This window comes from Paraburkholderia fungorum (assembly GCF_902833645.1).
Classification (GTDB): Bacteria; Pseudomonadota; Gammaproteobacteria; order Burkholderiales; family Burkholderiaceae; genus Paraburkholderia; species Paraburkholderia fungorum.
Window position 1 is genome coordinate 303,703 of sequence record NZ_CADFGE010000009.1, and the last position, 19,395, is coordinate 323,097.

Below are 19,395 nucleotides of genomic sequence, written 5' to 3' on the forward strand. Positions count from 1 at the left end.
ACGATGTTGGGAAAGCCCTGAGTTGTTGTAGGTGTGCTCTTTTGGGATGGCCTATACCCGGATGGGCGAGGTGCTGGACGTGGAGGTATTCGTTAAGGTGGTTGATCATGGGATTTTTACACCTACGAAAAGGTGGGGCCTTTTGGGATGATCGCCCCGATGTGATAGTGCGCTTCCTGCGATTGCCCCGCGAGGAGGCGGGCGGATCCGGACCGCGGCTTTCGGACACGTTGCGGCGCAGCAGGTGCCGGTTTGGCGAAGGATTGTCGGATGAGGGCCTACGCGCATTGAGCGAGCAATTAAGGGATACGTCTCGCGTTTAGCACGCCGGCGAGGTGTATAGCTATGGGAAGCGCACACCGGTTGCTTCAAAGCGTGACGGTGTAAGGTTATGGGGCCGCCATCGTCCTGGCTCGCGGGTGTACACATTTGGGCTTCATCTTCGTGGTGGGAGGTCGGTCGGTGTAACGTTATGGGACAAAATCGCCCCGTTACCCCGTAACCGCGGCCGCCGTGCATTCAAAGGTGTAGGATTTTGGGGTGCCCGGCGCAGTGGATACCAAAAAACTACACCATTCAATCGGGTAAAAGTGGATCGTTATGGTAAAGGCGATTGGGGATGTGAGCGCCGACTTCGAAAAACCTTTGATAAATCAAACTTCCCCGTCGGAGCGAGTCTCTGTCTGTAACTTGCCTGATTGACGCGCGGCCGCATAGCCGGTTCATCCCAAAGCACCCCACCTCGGAACGGTGTAACAATGCCGCACAGTTTTCCACCTTTCGGTACAATGGGGCCGACCCTCTAGCACAGGACCTGAGACCGTGGTTGCGAGAAAACGAACGACGCTGAGTGCGGGAAGGGCGGCTGATCAGTTCGGCCTGTTTCCAGATGTTGAGTTGCCTGAGCCCTATAAGAAGGCAGTCTCTGCAGTGCATATGGCGCCGAGAGAAGGCCCAATGACGCTGCAGCAGTACCGGGTGTTCGATGCGTTGCTGAAGCACGCCAATGACCAGTATAAAGTCGATCCAACGCGAATTTGGTACACGATAAGTATTGGAGACTTGTCCAAGAAAATCGGCCTTGAGAACTCAAACAATACGCGGTACATCAAGGCGATCATCGATGAACTCGTCACCTTTGGGGTGAACTGGGATTACTTGGCTGGACTCAACAAGGGCGAATGGAATTCGAGTGCTTTGCTGGCCGGTGCAAAGATTTCCAAAGGCGGCGTACTGAATTACCACTACGCGGACAATTTACGTGAGCTTTTCATGAACCCGGAGATCTGGGCGTGGATAGATTTCCGAATCATGAATCGCTTCAGTAAAGCGGTTACCGCGCCTGTCTATCAGAATGTTCTCAGGTACGCGGGAATCGGGAAGACCCCTGTACTTTCCGTTGATATATGGCGTGATCTCATCGTCGGCATGGAGTGGCGCAGGGGATCGTACGCTGTGTATAAAGAGTTTAAGCGAGCCGTTCTTTTAAAGGCATTGGACGAGATCAACACGAAATCGGACCACAACTTTGAACTGGTTGAGATCAAGGAAGGACGCTCAATTTCAGCTCTGCAATTCCTCGTCAAGGAAAAGGTTAAACAAGAGGTAATCGAGCCATCAGACATCGAGGTGCTCTCATCCGTCAAGAAGCTCGGGGTGCCGTATTCGGAGGCCCGCAAGCTGCTGGCGACTTTTGGTACTGATGCTGTGACGAGGGCGGTCCAGTATGTGGAGCAACGCATGACCTCGAAGCTTGCACCGCTGGGTAGCGTTTCGGCCTACTTCCGGAATGCGCTAAAACAAGGCTATGCAGTGGGATCAGATAAGGTCGAAAGCGCGACAGCCGCAGCGTCTTCCAAACAGAGTGTGACGACCACTTCGGAGGAAGTGCATGCGCTGTTTGGCGCAGATCGAAGAGCGGAAAGCCGACGTTACTTCCTGGAACTCGATCCTGCGGAGCAGGCCGCATTGATCGATCGCTACAACGAGCAGCAGGAGACGGCTCTGCTGAAAATTACATCGGCGTCAAAGATGAAAAAAGCTTCCGAAACTGCGTTCTTTACGTGGCTTGCAGACGACACTTGGGGCAAGCCGACTGACAGCGACGTTTTGCAATTCTTGATGACGAAGGCGAAGGTCACCGTCTAGCGTTCTAGCTGATAACGGAAAGCAACGCGTTCCTACGCGATACACGGTGAAGCAGCTATCCCGCCGGCTCGAAAAGACATTTTTTTGATGCGAAATGTCGCGCCGCTAAGTCGCAAATTCGAATCCGGCTACTGCGGCATCTCTGATATGTTCGCCTCCGTCGTTCTCATCCGATGCTCCGCCGTCAATCCATTCCTGAAATTCGCATCGCCCTGCGAATGTGCGGCGAAGCGAATGGAAACTTGCCGTGAAAACAAGCGTCACATTCGCTCGTTCACGTCCGATCCTAACAACGCCGAGCAAGGACGCAGCCCCTAGTCATATCGCAGACTCAAAAGCTCCCATTTTCGCCACTCCATTCCGCGAACAACCGAGGAGGGTGCTTTTTAACATGCGAACATGTACTTTCCCCTACGTTCCTCAACGGACCTCCTGCAACGAGTCGAAGCCGAGACGGGTCTTCTGACGCGCATCCGAAGCTCATCGGAAGCCAGGCCCGAGGTCTTCGCCAACTATTGGCAGCCCCTGATCACCGCCGTTGCGAAATACGTCCAGGAATGCCCTCTGGAGCAAATTTGCTTCTCTGAGCCGGGCGGACTTCTTCGATACGCCCTCATGTCGGGCTACTACGCGCTGCAAATCGGGAATCAACAATTCTTCACTGGAAAGCACGGTGCAGAGAAGCGCCGGATCCTTGTGCCTCAGTACAGATTCGCCGTGTTCTTCTCAACGCTGGCTGGCATACCGGCCGCGATGCATTCACGAGTGATCATTCGAGCCGGGGACAAGACTTGGACCCCTTTCCATTCAAAACCGGCTCTTAGTGAGTGGGTTCGCGAACAGAATGCGACTAGGTTCAGCATCGAGTGGAGGCTGTCCGAACTGAAGGTGAGCCCAGCAAACGCTGTGGCGTGGGCCGCCGACGTCGTGGGCATTGGCACATGGCAAAACCTCGCGGAAGAAGTGGCCATGCTTGCCCACGACGCGATCTATCAGGTAGATCCGAAAACAGGCGAATCGCCGGTCACGACGTGCGTGCGTCAAGCGTATAGAACGGCTCGTGACTTTGAGACGCGCGCGATGACTGGGCGCTATCAGAAGAGTACCCTCCCAGACGGAATCACGCCTGAATCAATTCAAACGTTCGGGGATGGACTCGGAACTCCGGCTACCGGACTGGGCGCGCCAGCCGGTGGGCCTCCGCAAGGCGGTAACGCTCCGGCTGACGCAAAAGGGTCGTCTGAAGCGCCGGCGGCGTCGCCTGATGCACCTGCGTCTCGTTCTTCTCCCTCAACGGACCAGCAACCGGCTGCGGAGGACACGAAGAAAGTCCTTGCGATGCCCAAGTATCCAGACATCGTCCTCGATATCTTCAAGGCCATCAGGGCCTTGGAGGACTATGAGCAGATCAAGAAATCCTGCAACGAGGTCGAATCCGGTATCGCTGTCCCGGTGACGATTTTCGCGAAGCATGGGCTGCCGGCCTCGAAGGTTCTGCAGATCCTCGAAGAAAACAAGCTCATCGTCGAGATATCTCCGACGAGAAAGAGTCTCATCCTTCAAAAAACGGCCCGCGGCCTCCTGTTCGGGTGAAGACACCACGATGAAAACTTACCACGACATGTTCCGACCGGCCTACGAGATCCCGGCAGCTATCGCTTGGGTGCTCGGTGGCGTCGTGTTGATCCTCAGCTGCACCTTGGCAGCCATGCCGCTTGAGTGGGCGGTGTTCGGCCTCGCGTGCTTCGCTTTTGCGGGCTGGCGTTGGGTGCAGGCTGCAGATCTCTTTCGATTTCGTCTGTCGCTCAGCGGGTATCGCGTTGAAGAGATCACCGTCGACGAGCTGATGGAGCGTTCCAAGGAAATGTCCGGTGCAAAGAAGCTCTACATCGGGAATGGATTTGATTGGGATCAGGAACAGGCAGAAATCAGCAAGCATCTGCTGCGTCGAGGCAAAGCCAATATACCGCCGCTCCCGAAGTGGCTACCGAAACGAATAGTCGAAGCAATGAAGCCTGTTGGATGGAAGCGTGTTGACGACAGCATGATTGGCGTGCCGTGGATCCACGGCATCAATCCCGAAGAGCATCCGATCGGCGCGGGCTTCGAAACGCTTACGGGCCATACACTCGTGACAGGCACGACTCGATCCGGCAAGACGAAGTTCTATGAAATGTTGCTCACGCAACTGGTCCATATGGGGAAGACAATAATTTTCGTCGACCCCAAAGGGGACAAGGACATCGAGAACCGTCTTCGTGACGAGTGCGCTCGGACCGGCCGCCGCTTCTATTACTTCCATCCGGCGCACCCATCGAGGTCGATCAGACTGAGCATTTTGGCGAACTGGAACAACATCTCGGACCTTGCATCGCGGATTTCTGAGCAAGTTGACGCAAACGGCTCGTTCCAAGCTTTCGCGTGGAAAACGCTGTACGGCATTATCCGTGGCGAGTTGATGGATGGGCGCAATCCGACGATTCGTTCGGTGAAACGTTGGGCGCAGGTCGGTGTGGAGGATCTGCTGGAGTCGATCCTTCGGAAATGGTTTTACAAGCATGTTGGGCCGACGTGGGAGCAAGACGCAAAGGCGTTTGCTGATCCTAAGAATCCGTCGCCGCTCCTCGCGTGGATTTCCCTTTACACGAAGACTTGTCAGGATAAGGACATTCCCTTCGACGAGACCATCGACGCACTGTGTGCAATGGTTAAGCACTCCAAAGAGCACTACTCGAAGATGATTCAGGTGCTCGAGCCGCTGCTTGAAATGCTCGGCTCGGAAGAGGTCGGACGCATGCTGTCTCCTGATCCGACGGACGTCTTCGACGAGCGCGACATAATGGACACGCGCAAGATCATCGCTGAGGGCGCGGTGCTCTATGTGGGTCTCGATTCGCTGTCGAACACGACCATCGGCTCGGCGATCGGCTCCATCATTTTGGCGGACCTCGCATCTGTTTGTGGTGCGATCTACAACTTCGAAGGCAAGAACGACGTTCACCTCTTCGTCGACGAAGCGTCCGAAGCACTGAACGCGCAATTGATCCAGATTCTCAACAAGGGTGGTGGCGCAGGCATGCAGTGCTACATCGCTACCCAAACTATTTCGGACTTCATTGCTCGGATGGGAAGCAGAGATAAAGCGATGCAGGTACTCGGCAACCTGAACAACGTGATCACGCTCCGTCTCAAGGACTATGAGACTGCGAAATGGGTTGCTCAGTCATTCGGACAGACAGGCTTCCGGGACGAGTCGCGGTCCGTTAACTCTGGGCGAAACAGCACGAGCCACCCGACGGATTTCTCGGGTTCTGGCTCACGGAGTATGAGTGTCAAAGATATCGCGCTCGTATCCGAAGATCTGCTGACACGTCTTCCCCCCATGAACTACTTTGCCTTCATTGGCGGTAGTTGGTTGTACAAGGGCCGAGTGCCCATCATCAGCCGTTGATCTGGGCTGAGGAGAAATGTCGAATGACTGAAATCACAGAAAAAATGGTTGCACCGGTGGCGATGTCCAAAGTGGCTCGCGAGGGGATGCTGTTCCCAAAGGCGCGGGATATCTGGCTCGACCACTCTTTGCTTGAGTCCGCGTCGGATAGCGTAGCCGCGCATTTGAGTGGTGCGCTGCCCGGACGAGATGGCCCACTTCTTCGTGATTGTCTGATCGATGCCGTTTCGGCATATCGAGCAACCGAGAAGCAAGGGGAGATGGAAGCCTTTGTCGCCTATCTCGTCGCGCTTTTGCGTCGGGCGACCGATGTATTCGATCTAAGCGTCGAGGCCCGCGTTGTCGATGGCGTGGTGTCATGGGATCCGTTGAGGGAGCCGCTTCTGACCTTCGTTACGCGAAATGGCGACGGTGAGATCACGGTCGTTCGTCGACCCACTGAGGATGGTGTCGAGAACGATCGTGACGAGTCCACCGTGCTGCTCGTGGCCCGACTTATGCCCGAGCCAATCGCTCGTCGCGTAGTGCGGCATGTGATGGCGCAAGCAAAGAACTCCGGCATCTGATATGGCTAAGATCCGAGACAATCCGTTTGCCGGGAAGGTCTATTTCTGGTGGATCATCGCACCGATCCTCACGCTTCTGATCTGCCCAATCTTCATGCAGGAGGACAGCTTCAAGATTGCACCCTCCGAGCTCGAGTTCGTGACCAGTTGTCGTTCCAACGTGGACGCTATTACGCAGAACGCGACCGACGTGTTCCAGTCGTGGTTCGTCAGCACGGGGATGGTGCATCTGACCGTCAACGACTATCAGAAAGCGGAAGATTCGGGTTACAAGGGGTATGCGTGGGCCGGCTCGATTATGGATGGCTACATGGAGAGGGTGTGGCGGTACATGTATCGGGTTATCTGGAGATGGGTGGCTTTCTGGCCATTCTATGCCGTGGGCCTAGTCGGCATTTTCCTTCCCTGTGTAGTGGATGGCGTAGTCGTTCGTTCCGTGAAGCGGAGCGAATTCGGTCTCTATAACCCCGTCGGCTTCAATCTTAGTGGCTCGGCCGCGGCGATTTTCATCGGGTGGCTGTTCTTCTTCCCATTTAGCCCTTGGCCACTGGGACACTGGATCGTCTCCAGTCTATTCATTGGCTTGGGAGTGATGACTTGGCTCACCGTAGGCAGCTTCCAGAGCCGCAGCTGACTCACCCATCCCGTAAAAGCTCACCTGTCTTTTGGCCATACCGCGACCGTCTCCCGTCGCGGTATGGACATACGCGTTTTTGCGCCTGTCAAACACTGCAATCGCGAAAAGTTGAAAGAGCGGGTGATCGCAAGGCTTTTCGTTCAGGTTAAGACCGCCAGTCATCCGAAAATTTCTCCCAGATAGACGTCAAATTCCATTTGGGGAAAAAGGGTGTCCGATAAGGCTCACGTGATGGAAGTGCTCCGGAAGAATCTGGAGCCATTGAATACCCTGTTCGAGGATCCCGCCGTCAATGAGGTGATGGTCAATCCGGGCGGCATCGTGTACGCAGAGCGCGCTGGTGAAATGATCTTCATCGAGAACTCCGGCCTCAAGGATGTCCAAATTGAGAGCGCAATCGTTGCTCTCGCGAAAACCGTCAACGAGAACGTACAGGCGAACACGGCTAAAACCTTCATTTCCGCGTCGGTCGAGAATCTGCGGATTGCCGGCGCCCTTGCGCCGGCATCGCACGGTGGACCGTCTCTATGTATCCGAAAGCATCAACAGGGTGGAAAGCGCCCGAACCTTGGTCAACTTGTCGAGCGGGGGATGCTCACCCACGAGCAAGCTGATCTGCTGGTCAATCTCTTCGTGACAGAAAAGAAAAACGTCATGGTGGGTGGGCCAACGGGTAGCGGAAAAACCACGCTCGCGAATGCCCTATGCATGTGCATTCCACCGTACGAGCGCGTCATCTCGGTCGAGGACTCGCTCGAACTTGAGCCTGATCTGAAGCATCACGTCCGCCTGCTGACGAATGCGTCGCGAGGTGTGACCGCTCAGCTCGCTGTGCAGCACACGCTGCGAGCCCGACCGGACCGCCTGATTCTCGGCGAGACCCGCGGTTCGGAAACGTTCGATTTGATCCGCGCTTTCAACTCGGGGCATGACGGATCGTTGAGTACCGTACACGCTAGTTCGGCGGAAGACATGTTGTACGCGCTGGAAATGCTCTACCAGATGAGTTTGCCACCGGACGCAAGCCTGTCGCCGGAGGCAGTTCGTGGATATATCGCTCGCGCAGTGCACGTATGCGTGCATGTGACGCGGTCGGTGAAGCAGGGGGAGGACGGGAAATTCTATTACGTCCGTCGTGTCGGTGAAATCGTTCGTGTCAAAGGAGTTGAACATGGAAAGTACGTTGTCGAATCGCTTTGTTAAGGGCGCGACCAAAGTGTCACGCATGTCGTCGGTGCAGGCCGCCGTCTTTGTCGCAGTGCTCGTCGCGAGCCAGTCGGTGATGGCGCAGACCTCGTCAGTGAACGTGTCGGGTCTGTGCATCATCCCGTCGATCCTGAAGGGGATCGTCGCGATCGTGGCAGTCGCCGCTGTTCTGCTGTGGGCGATTGCTCACTACATGAACAAGAACGACATGGCCGATCTGACCGTGAAGATTGGCGTGCCGACGGTGCTGGCGAGCGTCGCCGTCACGATCATCACGCAACTGGGACTGAACTCCCAGTGCTCCATCTAACGTGATGAGCGAGTAGGCATGCGTACTAGTCCCATCATTCAGGCAATCGTCAATCCGAAGATGTCCGGCGGCCTAAGTGGCGCTCATACCGCCGTCATCTACGGATCGGCCTTTGTCGTGGGATACCTCGCGTATCAATGGCATTGGTGGGCGACGATCTTCCCGGTCGTCGCCGCGTTTGTTGCGCAGGCCTACTACAAAAATCAGTTTCGGCATGATCTCTTTTCAACGGAGATCAGGAAGAACTACGACCAAATGGCTGACCGTTACCACCCGTGGCCTCGCGAGACTCTCCAGGGGCGGGGGCAACGTCCGAAAGGTTTCGGCCGCGACTTTCGGTGCTAGTCGGGCAGACTGGAAAGGTACTTGTCATGGCAAAGTCGGCTGAACCGTTACAACCCATATACCTGGAAAAGGAAGAGGAGCGCCCGCTTCAAGAGTTGCTCCCGTGGATGACCTATATCTCGGACAGCGTCATCCTAAACAAGGATGGATCGCTGCTGGCGGGATTCGAGTTCTCTGGTCTTGACCCCGACAACATCGATGACGAACTGGTCGATCGGTCTGTCGAAGAGTTCGAGCGGGCGATCAATGCGAACCTCGACGAGCGGATCACGCTCTGGATCACGACCAAACGAAGAAAGGCGTACAGCTACCTCAAGCAGACCTTCAGGAATGAAGTGGCTCAGCGCGTCGACGACGCGTATGCGAGACCGTTCCGCAACGGCGCGTTCTACGAGATGCACCACTGGCTATTCGTTCTCTATACGGGGAACACTGGGGTGGATGGCGTGATGGACCGCGCTCGCCATATCGAGGCGGAAGAGCAGATTTCGGGGCCGATGGCCTACCTCAAGGCGATGAACGGATCGGTGTCGACCGCATCGGGGCTCGCGCGCGATCGCAGGCAACTCGAAATGAACTGGAAGACATTCGAGCAGATCGTCTCCTCGTTTGTCGGCGCCACGCCTGCCTTGTCGTTCCGCCGGCTGCAGGAGCGCGAACTCGATCGTGCACTGTTCCAGATTGTGAATCCGGCCAGCGAGTATGACGTTGTGGAGCGGCCGGACTATGCAATGCTGGATGGCTGGTTGCCAGCGGACTCGGTCGTCGTGGGCTCGGACGTCATCCGATTCACGGGCAACCGCGGTGACCGGTACGCGGCGGTCTACGGCGCAAAACAATGGCCGACCCGATCCAATCCGATGCTGCTCGAAAACTTGCTCCGATCTGACAATGAGCTTGTCGTGACCCAGATCGTGCGTTGCATGGGAAAGGAGGCGAGTGAAAAGGAACTGACGGACGTCCGGAATTTCCTCAAGATGACTCAGTATTCCCTAGCCGCGACGGTTCTGTCGAAGGCAACGGGAAGGAAGCCAGAGGCAGCACCAGGCAAGGCCGAGCTCGTGGCAGATGCCGATAACGCGCTGAAGCGCCTAACCGGCGGCGGCCCGAATGCAGCGTATTACAACTTGTCGGTGATGGTGTTCGACCGAAACAGAGAAACGCTCGAGCGACGTTGCGCAAACGTTGAGCGACTTTTCTCGCTCAAGCGACTGCTTACGGTCCGCGAGCGCGAGAACCTTGGTCCGAGCTACACCGCGATGATGCCGGGAAACTGGCAGTGGCAGGCACGCTACCATCTGATGCACGTGGACAACGTAGCGGACTTGGCCCCGATCTATACGATGAATCCAGGCCCTCGGATTCATGCGCACTTCTCAGAAGTGCTGAAAAAGCGGACGCCTCCGCACGCAATGTTCATCGACAGCTATGGCTGTCAATATCGCTGGGTGCCGCACGTCGGGCAAGTCGGCCATGCCATCCTGATCGCTCCGACGGAGTCAGGCAAAACGACATTCGTGAACTTCTGCCTGTCCCAGTTCCAGAAGTACGGCGATGTGAATACCTTCATCTTCGATCGGGATGCATCGGTCAAGATCACGACATTCCTGCACGGCGGAAAGTACCTTGATTACAAGGCCGGGTCCCTAAGGCTGAATCCGTTCAAGTTGGATGATGGCACTGACTTCAGCCGCATATGGGTGCGCGAGTTTCTCATCCGCATGCTCGAACTCTCCGGATATGAAGTTCAATCCGAAGATCGCGAAGAGATGGATCGAATCCTCGGCAACATGTATGACGAGCACTTCACCAGCCCGAGAACAATCGCGACGTTCCATGTCCTTTGTCCGCCCAGAATGTCTGAAGCCATCGGCGAATGGCTGCATGATCGGCCGTATGGAATTTTTGACAACGAGGAAAACGACTTCAATCTCGAAGCGTGGACCGCCATCGAAATGAAAGAACTCGCGGCGATTCCTCGTCTGTTCGAGATGTTCATGGAATACGCGTTCCGTTGCATCGATATGTCGCTCGATGGGCGGCCGACGTTTATCTATCTCGAGGAAGCGTCGTTCTTGCTCCAGGTCGAAACGTTCGCGAAAAAGATCGGCGACTGGCTCAAAACGTTCCGGAAAAAGAACGCTTTCGTATGGCTCACGGTACAGAGCCCCGGTTCGATAAATGGTCCTGTACGGGAGGATCTTATCGATAACATCAAGACGACGATCCTGATGTACAACAACAAGGTCGAGTCACACCGTGAGTTTTATAAGAAGAACTTCGGTCTCAATGACACGCAGATCAATCGGGTTGGTCGTCTGCGTCCTCGACTTGAATATATGTTCGTGCAGGACAATTTCACGAGGGTCGTTCAGACGGTGTTTACCCCGGAAGTTCTGAACTACCTGCGGTCGGAGAAACATCTGCAGACCGTCTTCAACAAGCACAAGGCGACGGAAAAGACTAACCCTAACTGGCTTGACGACTACCTTGCGGAAGCCGCGACCATGAAACGAGTGGACTATGACCGTGAACCTGAAAGTGAAGAAAACGTCGATGCGCAATCTGCCTAAGATTTTCGCGCTCCTTGCTCTGTCTGCGGCTGCAATTCCAGCCTTTGCCGGCGGGGGAGGCGGGATAGTCTTCGACCCGACAAATTTCGTCGAGAACTTGCAGACGGCAGTCCAGACCCTTTCGCAGGAGCAACTGCAGATCCAGTCTGCTGTGCGTGAGGTTCAGATGCTGCAGAACTCGGTAAAGAACGCCACGAACACTGTCAACAACCTCACAGGGATTCGTTCTATCGCTGGGGCGCAAGGGTCCATCAACAGTTTGATGACCCAGTGGAACGTCGACGCGTCGTTAATGAATCAACTCGGCGGGCAGGCGAATTTTGTTCAGGGCGTGATGTCGCAATATGCTGCGACGCCGACGAACGGTACCTTCACAAGTTATATCCAGAACCTCGCAGGCCAGTCGGCGGCGGGGCAACAGAACGCCACGTCACTGATCGCGAATTACACAAACATGTCGAACGAGCTGCAGAAGACGATGCAGCAACGCCAGGCGATTGCGATGCAAAACAGCGGGGCGCTCGGTGCGAACGACCAGGCGCAGATCACAAACGCGTCACTGGACAACATCGCGGAGATCAACCAGGCGACGTTGCAAGGTATTCAGACAATGGTTCGGCAGGAAGCCTACAAGCAGTCGGTCGAGACTGCAGGAACGCAATCGTCGCAACAGGCAACCTCGAACGCCAGCGCAATGGCTCAAAAAGCTGCGCAGAGCGCTGTCAGCGTGCCTACCGCTGCAAATATCCTCGGCTATTAAGCGTGAGGCTCATGTGAGAAAAATGGCATGATCAAGACTTCATGGAAGCACACCCTCTTGCTGTTGGTGTTACCGCTTTTGTTGGTCATGCCAGGGCAAAGCCGAGCGGGTGTTGTGGATGATCTCACGAACGCTCTCAGTTCCGGGAGTAACTCGGCCTGCACGCCGTTGACGCCGGGAGATACCGCAAACTGGAAAGCGGTAAGCAACATCTCGAACATCATCCTGTCGCCAATCAATAGCGCTCAGTCGACCATTTCCTCCAAGGCGAACTCGATGGCGGCAAGCGCGACGTCGATCGCATTAGTGCTTGCCGGCGTTCTCTCCCTTTCCTATTTTCTGTGGGGAATCGTGGACTCCTTCGCCGGGAGTGGAGATAGCTTCATGGGGATCGTGGTTGGCTCATTGGTGCCGGCGGTGGTTGTGGCTGCGTGCTTGGGATCGTACTCATCGCTGGTTGGAACGAGCGGCGGTCTACAGGGAGTTCTCAGCTCCTTTACGCAGGCCGCGACGGGATCTTCATCAGCGTCGAGTGCCATCTCCACGTTCATGCAACAGATATTCAACACCTTAGCATCGACTGTTGTTGCGTTCTTCCAGGCATTGGGTTGCATACCGCTACTCAGTTGGACGATCGGTCTCATCGCTGAAGTGCTCTTGGGATCGATCATCATCATCGCGGCACTGATCTTTGCCGTGGTCTCCGTTGGTGAACTGGTAGGCGTGATGCTGACCGGGATTCTGATGGTCGGTATCGGTGTCGCGGTAGGCCCGTTGTTTGTTGCGTGTGCAGTGTGTAAGTGGTCGAACGATTTTTTCAAGGGCTGGCTAAAGTTCCTTTTGGGTGCGTCCGCGTATCAGATGGTTATCAGCGTGGTTCTTTCGCTCGTGTCGTCCATGCTCACATCGGCGCAAACGCAGATTTCGAGTGTGAACCCTGCAACGGCCGACTCTACCTCAGGGATCTCGATTGCGGGCCTCCTCGGCTTGCTCGGCATCACGTGGATCCTGACGCATCTGTTTAAAGAGATCCCACGGATTGCGAGTTCGCTGTTCGGTGGTGGAGCTATGGGCCACGCGAGCTTCAACAAGGCTGCCAGCACGATGGCGCAGGCGGGTATGCAAATGGCCGCGGCGAGTGCAGGCATGGCCGCAGCCGTTAGTGAAATGGTCAAGGAGAAAATCGGCGGCGACGGAGGCGGAGGATCCGGTGGTGGCGAAGGATCGAGCGGGAGCAGCGGTGGCTCTAGCGGACCGTCGGTTTCAAGCGAATCAGGGTCGTTTAGCGCCGCACCTCAACTGGCTGGCCCCAGTGCCGGCGACTCTGGATCATTTAGCGGCGGCCCTCAATTGAGCGGGCCTGGGGGTGGTGGTGCAAGCGGACAAGGAGGTGGTGCAGGCCCGGGCTCTCCCCCTGGTGCTGGTGATAGCGGGGGTGGTGGAGGGGATCAGTGGCATGACTATGGCGGCGGCTGGGAGGTGGATACAGGCCATTAATAACCGCCGAAATGCAAACGCCCCCAGAACGTGATTTCGAGGGCGTTTTTTCGTGTCGAACTTCGAACAGTTTTCGTAAAAAGCTACTTTGCCTTGTGTCGGTCGATGACGCTGACTACGGTCCTCCATGGATCCTCTTCCCACAGATTGCATTCTACGTGACTACCATCTGGCAGTAGGTGTCGCACGGTGCCAGGGGACGGCTGATTGCCCGCGACACGCCACGCGTACATAACGATATAGCCGTACGCGAGAAAGGCTTCCGGGGTGTTCCACTCCACCACGACCACGCCGCTTTGCCAGCCCATTCCGCCTATATGCGTACCGATGAGCTTCGGCGCATCTTTTGCGAGCGGATAAGGGTGACCTTGGACATGAAGGGCGCCGATCACCATGCCGAGCGAAAGTGTTCGTGCGCCGTCTTCTGGATAGACGTTTCCGCGAAAGGCCGCGCCCGGCTCCACCTTCGTTTCGTACTGTTCGGGACGAGCGTTCGGATCTCCAACCACCACGGCTCCGTCCGGCGTCGCATGACGAAGGAAAGGAACCTCGATCGACGAAGCGACGTGTTTCCACGCCTGGATAACGAGGCCCGAATACTGGACGAGGGCCGCCTTGTTCCTGTACTTGATGGTGACGACGTTGTTGACGTCCTCGATGCCGAGAATCTGTTCGCCTGGAGAAAAATAGCGCATCGCGCTCTCGTCGGGCCTCGCGAGCACTTTCATGGCGCCATACAAGTAGGCATAGCGTTGGGCGCGGCCGCGATTTTCCGGAACTACCGCGATAAGGGACATTGCAACCTCGACGATTGTTAGTGATGTGCGACGTGATTTCTCTGCACTTGGAGCAATCATATCGCCTAGTATCCTGGTGGCAAGTTGCAATGATGATTCATGTGACCAGCTTCATTCACTCGAATGGCGTGCGTAGGATATTCGGCGCCTTGGGAATTGAAAGTGCCCGGATATACAAGCCCTTGCGAGCCGTCTCGCGTCATGAGCGGACGCTTCCAAAACTCAGATTCCATACGATTGATTCCTCAGGTTTCCCGATTCTGAGCCCCTAGAAAACCCGTGGATTGTCGCTCGCATTCAAGTCCTGATGTATGTCGCCCGTCAGGAGAATGTGTGCCATGAAGACATCTAGCCAAAAGCCCGCTAAGCGGCCCGAATCGTCCAAGCGACCTTCGGTCCCTCCGTACACGCCTGGTCCGATCCGCGAATCCGCCGTTCGCAAGTATTTTGCGCGCGGCGAGATGGAGCGCATCACTGCGAATCGCTGGTTTCTGGCCACTGTCTTCCTTGCCGGTCTGACGTTTGTGAACTCGGTTGCCTGGATCGTGTTCCTGCCGCTGAAGACGATACAAACGATTGTTGTGCACGAGAACAGTGCTGGTCGTGAAACAGCCGATCTGAGCGGCACCGCGTCGTACGTTCCGGACCACGCGGCGATCGAATACTTCCTGTCGGAGTGGATCAACAACGCGTACGACATCAATGCTTCCACGATTGACGGGAATCTCGCGCTTGCCGGCAAGATGACCGTCGGCGACGCGACCGATCAACTGAACGCCTTGCTACACAAAGAGAACCCGTACTCGAAGTTGCACGACAACCCGCAGCTACGCCAGACGTTCAACCGCCTGACGGCGAACTGGATCACGGACGACACGCTGATTATTCGCTTCACCGTCACTGAGCTTGATGCTCCGGGTTCTACGCCCAAGGTTTCGACCTGGGCCATGACCATCACTTTCGTACGCATCCCGCCGACGACGATCGAGCAAGTCAAGATCAACCCGGGTGGCATCTACGTGAAGAGCTTTAACGTCAACCAGGAACAATGATCGCCGCTGCCGGAAAGGCAGTTGCGGATCTCCGACAAGGTTTCTTTCTATGAAAAATTCGGCCCGCTCGATCGCTCGCGCGATCCTGATCTCAGCACTCCTTGGCTTATTCGCTACGGTGCATGCTGGGGAGAGCGCTTATCGCAATCCGGCCGAAACTCCGGTTCCGTCGCCGTTTGACGATCGTATCGTCACCTTCACTTATAGCGCGGACGCGGTTTTTCCGCTCCTCACTCAATCAGGTGAGTCGACTCACATCCAGCTTGAGCCGGGCGAGGGCGTAACGGAAAAGCCGACGCTGGGTGACACGATTCAATGGCGCATCAGTGGCGGCCCAACGAATCTGTACGTGAAGCCGGTCCGCTCGGGCATCTCGACGACTCTCACGCTCGTGACGAACAAGCGCACGTACGAGTTCTACCTTGTCGCGTCGGCGCCGGGCGGCAAGTTCTACCAGCAGGTGAGTTTTAACTACCCGGAGGAAGTTCGGGAAGTCCAGCTTCAGGCCAAGCAGCAAGCTGAGAGTTTTATTGCGGAGAAGCATCGTCTCGACAGTCAGGTCCTGACGCCGGCGCTCGATCCAACCTCATACCACTATGGCTACAAGATCGGCGGAGACGCTCCCTTTCGCCCGATCGACGTGTTCGACGATGGCACAAAGACCTTCTTCCGTTTGCCCGGCGTGCAGGACATTCCTGCGGTCTTCATTCCAGACGATCACAAGCGCCTTGAGTTGATCGTGACCCGGGTGGAAGGGAACTTCATCATTGCTGATCGAATCGGTGATCACTTTGTTCTGAAGCTCGACGATCAAGAGGTTTCGGTCGACTCGGATCGTGTGAAGCACTGGTGGAACGCCGGCTCCAGCAGCAACAAAAACTACCAAAACTGAGGCCGAAGATGTCTGAAGAGATCGAGGAACAGGATTCGCCATTCGAGGCCGCGAATCCATCCCGTCGTCGTGTAGACCCCAGCGATATTCCGGATTCCGTCCAAGCGCCTGAGCGCGAGGCGGTCGAGGACCTGACTCGCGGGAAGCGTAAGAAGGGGAAGACGCTTGGATTTCTCTTGATGCTGGCTTTGTTGGGCGGTGGCCTTTACTACATGTACGGCATGTCGGATAAGCCTTCCTCCCATCGCCGCAAGAGTCAAGACACCCTCACGCCGTCAGAAATGGCCGGTTCCACGGTGGTTAGTGGAGCGAAGGCGGCCGAGGCGCAAGTTGAGCAGCAACGAAGGCAAGCGGCAGCCGCTGCTGCGGCATCTGCAGCAGCGGCCAAAGGGCTTGATCCTAATGCCGCCGCGGCAGCAGTGATAGGTGCTGGTGGAACGGGTGGGGCTGTTGGCGCGAGTGGGGCGGCAGCTCCATTGTCGGCCTCGCAAGCTGCGGCCGCTGCTGCAGCCGCAAAGCAAGAAGCTGATGCAAAGGCGGCTAAGGAAGCCGAGATTGCGGCATCGCCTCTACAGGCAAACGACGTTCAAATCCTCCGGACCGAGGACGCCGGCCGCTCGTCTGCGCCACAGTCCCCTGCTGATCAGCTTGCGCAAAGCCTCAACGATCAGATGAAGACAAACCAAGCCGCCGCCGACCGCCAGATGGATCGAATCATGCAGATGTCGACGTCCTACGGTGGGCAGGGAGGCAGCGGTGGCGCGAACCCGATTGCGTCGGCAAGCAGAGCGGCCCAGCAGGACCAGTGGCTGGCATCGCAAAGGAACGACGACAGCGCACCTACCCAGATGCACGCAGCACCGGCAATGCCAGTCGTGAGTGAGGGCACACCTGTGCGCTCCGTGTTACTCACGGGACTCGATACAGACAATCCTGGTCGTGTGAAGGCGATGGTAACGAGCGACATCTACGACACAGTCACCGGCCGTAGCTTGATGATTCCCAAGGGCTCGATCCTAACGGGTGACGCGAGTCATGACGTCAAGGTTGGCCAGGACCGCGTTCTGATCGCGATGACGCGCCTCATTCGGCCGGACGGTTCATGGATCGACCTGTCTGGTACGACGGGCGACGAAATGGATGGCACGAGTGGTCTCGAGGGCGATGTCAATAACCACTTCTGGAAGATCTTCGGCAGCGCTCTCGTGGTTGGTGCCGCGACGCTTCTGCTCGACAAGTCTCAAACGACAGTGACGCTAGGACAAGGGTTAGGCACGACCCAGATGGGCGGGACGATCTTCGCTCAAACGCTGCAGCAAGTGGTGTCCGATCTCTTGTCGAGGAACCAGAACATCCCGCCGACGATTACGCGTTCCGGCGGCACGCAGTTCATTTTCCTGGTCCGTCACGACCTGGCACTTACGCCGTACTACAGGAGCGAATGACGATGAGACTGAATATCGGAAGCGGCACTGCGCTTCGCGGCCTACGCTTTCTTCTCGTATCCAGCCTCGCGATAGGCCTGCATGCCGCGCATGCGGCTGCGGGACTCGATTTCGGCTACAGGATCGATGGTCCGGCAAATCTCCGCCCGACGCTTGTGTTCAATGATGGCGAGGATACCTACATCCAGCCGTCCGGGAATGCTCGTGCTTCGGTGACGGGCGCCTACTCGGATGGTCCGTATCTGCGGTTGTCCGGTATCCCGGATTCGTTCACCGTGCACGTTGGTTCGTTGACGCTGCATGTCCAGCACGCCGGTCTGCCGTCCGGTCCGACGTCGGTACCAGCAGGTACGGTCCCGACCAACTACGCGGACGCGACGCTGGCCCAGCGCGCAATGCAGCGGGGACACGGGCAGGTCGATGCGATGTTGTCGGGGGCGGGCGCTGCCAGCGGGGCAAGCGCGCCCTCCACGGGTGCGGTTATCCAGTCTTCTGCTAAGACGGTCACGAGCGGCAACCAGCCGCCGATCATCGGCGGCCCCATCGCATCCTCGACGGTCTCTGCTACAGCTATTCCAGCTACGGCGTCATCTGCCGGCACGGCTACTGCGGCTGCCCCGGTGAAAAGAGACCCGCCGGACATCTCGTACCTCGCGAAGGATTTCGGCGCTGACGGTATCCGCGACGGCTTTGGCGGCTCTATTCAGATCCATTTCCGCGTACAGCCTAGTGCAGACGTGCAGTTCGCATCAGCCGACGGCAAGCATCTCGACTCGTCGTTTGACGCAAGCACGAATGTAATGACGATTAGTCAGGCCCAGAAGTTTGTCGTTCGCGATGGCCACTCGAGCGTTGTCGTCACGCGCGACATGGCGGACACCTTCCACTACCAAATCGACAACGCAGCGGGCCTTGACCGCGTCTTCTCGGAATCGGGGGCGACGTACTTCGAAGTGGCTGAAGGCACGAAGAAAGTAATCGTGCGAGCTGACGGCAAGGTACTGCCTGGCCAGCAGAAGGGCCGCTTTTACCGAGTCTCTGGGACGGGTGACACGTTCGTCGTTGACGCAGACGGATTCGACGTCACCGTTACGCGCACCCGTGCCGTCCGGTACACCGACCGCGAGGGCAGCGCATCGTGACTACCCAAACCAAAATCAATTGGCAGTCCGTCAAGCGGGTTGGCCCTCAGGAGTCTTTTATGCGTATCCGTGTTGCGGCAATGGCAATGGCCACACTCGTGGTTACAGGGGTCTCGTCGGTTTCGTGGGCGGGGGACGACTCGGCGGCGCTGGTCAGCGATGGCTGGCAGCAGCTCAAGGGTAGCGATACGCCCCTCACGGCGGCGGCGGCTGCCTCGGCGTCCCCCGCCAGTGCAGTGACGGCAGCGCCGGGCAAGCCGGCCGAGCCGACGCAGCCGGCGCCGAAGCCTACGCCTGTCTGGACCATTCGGGCCGGTTATCCGATCGGCCAGGAACTGAAGCACTGGGGAACGCCGATCGGCTGGAACGTGGTGTGGCAGATGCCGCGCGATGTGGTTGCAGCATCGACGGCGAGCTTCACCGGCGATTTTCCGACCGCAGTCACGGAAGTCGTGAAAACGCTGGCTGACAACGGCGCTCTGATCCATGCCCAGATCTATGACGGCAACCGCACGGTTGTTATCGAAGGTCCGGGCGTCACCCCTCAGCAGTAATTCGTGAATAAGGATACGCA

General features: G+C 56.9%; 17 protein-coding genes. 16 read left to right on the forward strand and 1 reads right to left on the reverse strand.

Going from position 1 to position 19,395, the window contains the following annotated elements; genetic code table 11:
• Positions 1 to 822: 822 nt before the first annotated feature.
• The 11 genes from HWX91_RS26930 (at position 823) to HWX91_RS26980 (ending at position 13,493) form a co-directional block, all read left to right on the forward strand.
• Positions 823 to 2,148: a replication initiation protein gene (locus tag HWX91_RS26930; RefSeq protein ID WP_127837838.1), complete on the forward strand. Its 1,326-nt coding sequence runs from the start codon at positions 823 to 825 to the stop codon at positions 2,146 to 2,148.
• A 399-nt stretch (positions 2,149 to 2,547) separates the two neighbouring features.
• Positions 2,548 to 3,741, forward strand: coding sequence for a TraI domain-containing protein (locus HWX91_RS26935; protein WP_028195406.1), 1,194 nt, complete (start codon positions 2,548 to 2,550; stop codon positions 3,739 to 3,741).
• 10 nt (positions 3,742 to 3,751) lie between these two features.
• On the forward strand, positions 3,752 to 5,599 hold the full coding sequence (gene traD / locus HWX91_RS26940) for a conjugative transfer system coupling protein TraD (RefSeq protein ID WP_028195405.1): 1,848 nt from the start codon (positions 3,752 to 3,754) through the stop codon (positions 5,597 to 5,599).
• Between the two features lie 23 nt (positions 5,600 to 5,622).
• The gene (locus HWX91_RS26945; RefSeq protein ID WP_028195404.1) at positions 5,623 to 6,165 is read left to right on the forward strand and encodes a hypothetical protein; all 543 of its coding nucleotides are present in this window, start codon (positions 5,623 to 5,625) and stop codon (positions 6,163 to 6,165) included.
• A gap of 1 nt (position 6,166) precedes the next feature.
• Positions 6,167 to 6,799: an IncC plasmid conjugative DNA transfer DtrJ family protein gene (locus HWX91_RS26950; RefSeq protein WP_028195403.1), complete on the forward strand. Its 633-nt coding sequence runs from the start codon at positions 6,167 to 6,169 to the stop codon at positions 6,797 to 6,799.
• A 234-nt stretch (positions 6,800 to 7,033) separates the two neighbouring features.
• Positions 7,034 to 8,005 (forward strand): TadA family conjugal transfer-associated ATPase, encoded by a 972-nt coding sequence (locus HWX91_RS26955; protein WP_052660660.1) that lies wholly within the window; start codon positions 7,034 to 7,036, stop codon positions 8,003 to 8,005.
• Positions 7,974 to 8,318, forward strand: coding sequence for a hypothetical protein (locus HWX91_RS26960; protein WP_028195401.1), 345 nt, complete (start codon positions 7,974 to 7,976; stop codon positions 8,316 to 8,318). The genes HWX91_RS26955 and HWX91_RS26960 overlap by 32 nt, the downstream gene beginning before the upstream one ends.
• A gap of 18 nt (positions 8,319 to 8,336) precedes the next feature.
• Positions 8,337 to 8,663: a hypothetical protein gene (locus HWX91_RS26965; protein WP_028195400.1), complete on the forward strand. Its 327-nt coding sequence runs from the start codon at positions 8,337 to 8,339 to the stop codon at positions 8,661 to 8,663.
• Positions 8,664 to 8,689: 26 nt separating this feature from the next.
• Positions 8,690 to 11,236: a VirB4 family type IV secretion system protein gene (locus tag HWX91_RS26970; protein WP_081832989.1), complete on the forward strand. Its 2,547-nt coding sequence runs from the start codon at positions 8,690 to 8,692 to the stop codon at positions 11,234 to 11,236.
• Positions 11,187 to 11,996 carry a hypothetical protein gene (locus HWX91_RS26975; RefSeq protein ID WP_028195398.1) on the forward strand — a complete coding sequence of 270 codons (810 nt, stop codon included), beginning with the start codon at positions 11,187 to 11,189 and terminating at the stop codon, positions 11,994 to 11,996. The genes HWX91_RS26970 and HWX91_RS26975 overlap by 50 nt, the downstream gene beginning before the upstream one ends.
• A gap of 27 nt (positions 11,997 to 12,023) precedes the next feature.
• Positions 12,024 to 13,493 carry a type IV secretion system protein gene (locus HWX91_RS26980; protein ID WP_081832988.1) on the forward strand — a complete coding sequence of 490 codons (1,470 nt, stop codon included), beginning with the start codon at positions 12,024 to 12,026 and terminating at the stop codon, positions 13,491 to 13,493.
• 83 nt (positions 13,494 to 13,576) lie between these two features.
• Here the strand turns inward: HWX91_RS26980 and HWX91_RS26985 are convergent, their stop codons facing one another.
• Positions 13,577 to 14,290 (reverse strand): hypothetical protein, encoded by a 714-nt coding sequence (locus tag HWX91_RS26985; protein WP_028195396.1) that lies wholly within the window; start codon positions 14,288 to 14,290, stop codon positions 13,577 to 13,579.
• 329 nt (positions 14,291 to 14,619) lie between these two features.
• On the opposite strand from HWX91_RS26985, the gene HWX91_RS26990 reads away from it, so the two are divergent.
• Genes HWX91_RS26990 through HWX91_RS27010 form a run of 5 tightly spaced genes read left to right on the forward strand, consistent with a single transcriptional unit; the run spans position 14,620 to position 19,375 of the window.
• Positions 14,620 to 15,342, forward strand: coding sequence for a VirB8 family type IV secretion system protein (locus HWX91_RS26990; protein WP_162181283.1), 723 nt, complete (start codon positions 14,620 to 14,622; stop codon positions 15,340 to 15,342).
• 49 nt (positions 15,343 to 15,391) lie between these two features.
• Complete coding sequence (locus HWX91_RS26995; RefSeq protein WP_052660659.1) at positions 15,392 to 16,234, forward strand: TrbG/VirB9 family P-type conjugative transfer protein; 843 nt, start codon at positions 15,392 to 15,394, stop codon at positions 16,232 to 16,234.
• An 8-nt stretch (positions 16,235 to 16,242) separates the two neighbouring features.
• A complete protein-coding gene (locus tag HWX91_RS27000; protein WP_052660658.1) occupies positions 16,243 to 17,679 on the forward strand; it encodes a TraB/TrbI/VirB10 family type IV secretion system protein in 1,437 nt (478 codons plus the stop codon).
• A gap of 2 nt (positions 17,680 to 17,681) precedes the next feature.
• Entirely contained in the window at positions 17,682 to 18,821 is a 1,140-nt protein-coding gene (locus tag HWX91_RS27005; protein ID WP_042274381.1) for a TrbG/VirB9 family P-type conjugative transfer protein, read from the forward strand.
• Between the two features lie 59 nt (positions 18,822 to 18,880).
• Positions 18,881 to 19,375 (forward strand): TcpQ domain-containing protein, encoded by a 495-nt coding sequence (locus HWX91_RS27010; RefSeq protein WP_028195393.1) that lies wholly within the window; start codon positions 18,881 to 18,883, stop codon positions 19,373 to 19,375.
• Positions 19,376 to 19,395: the final 20 nt, after the last annotated feature.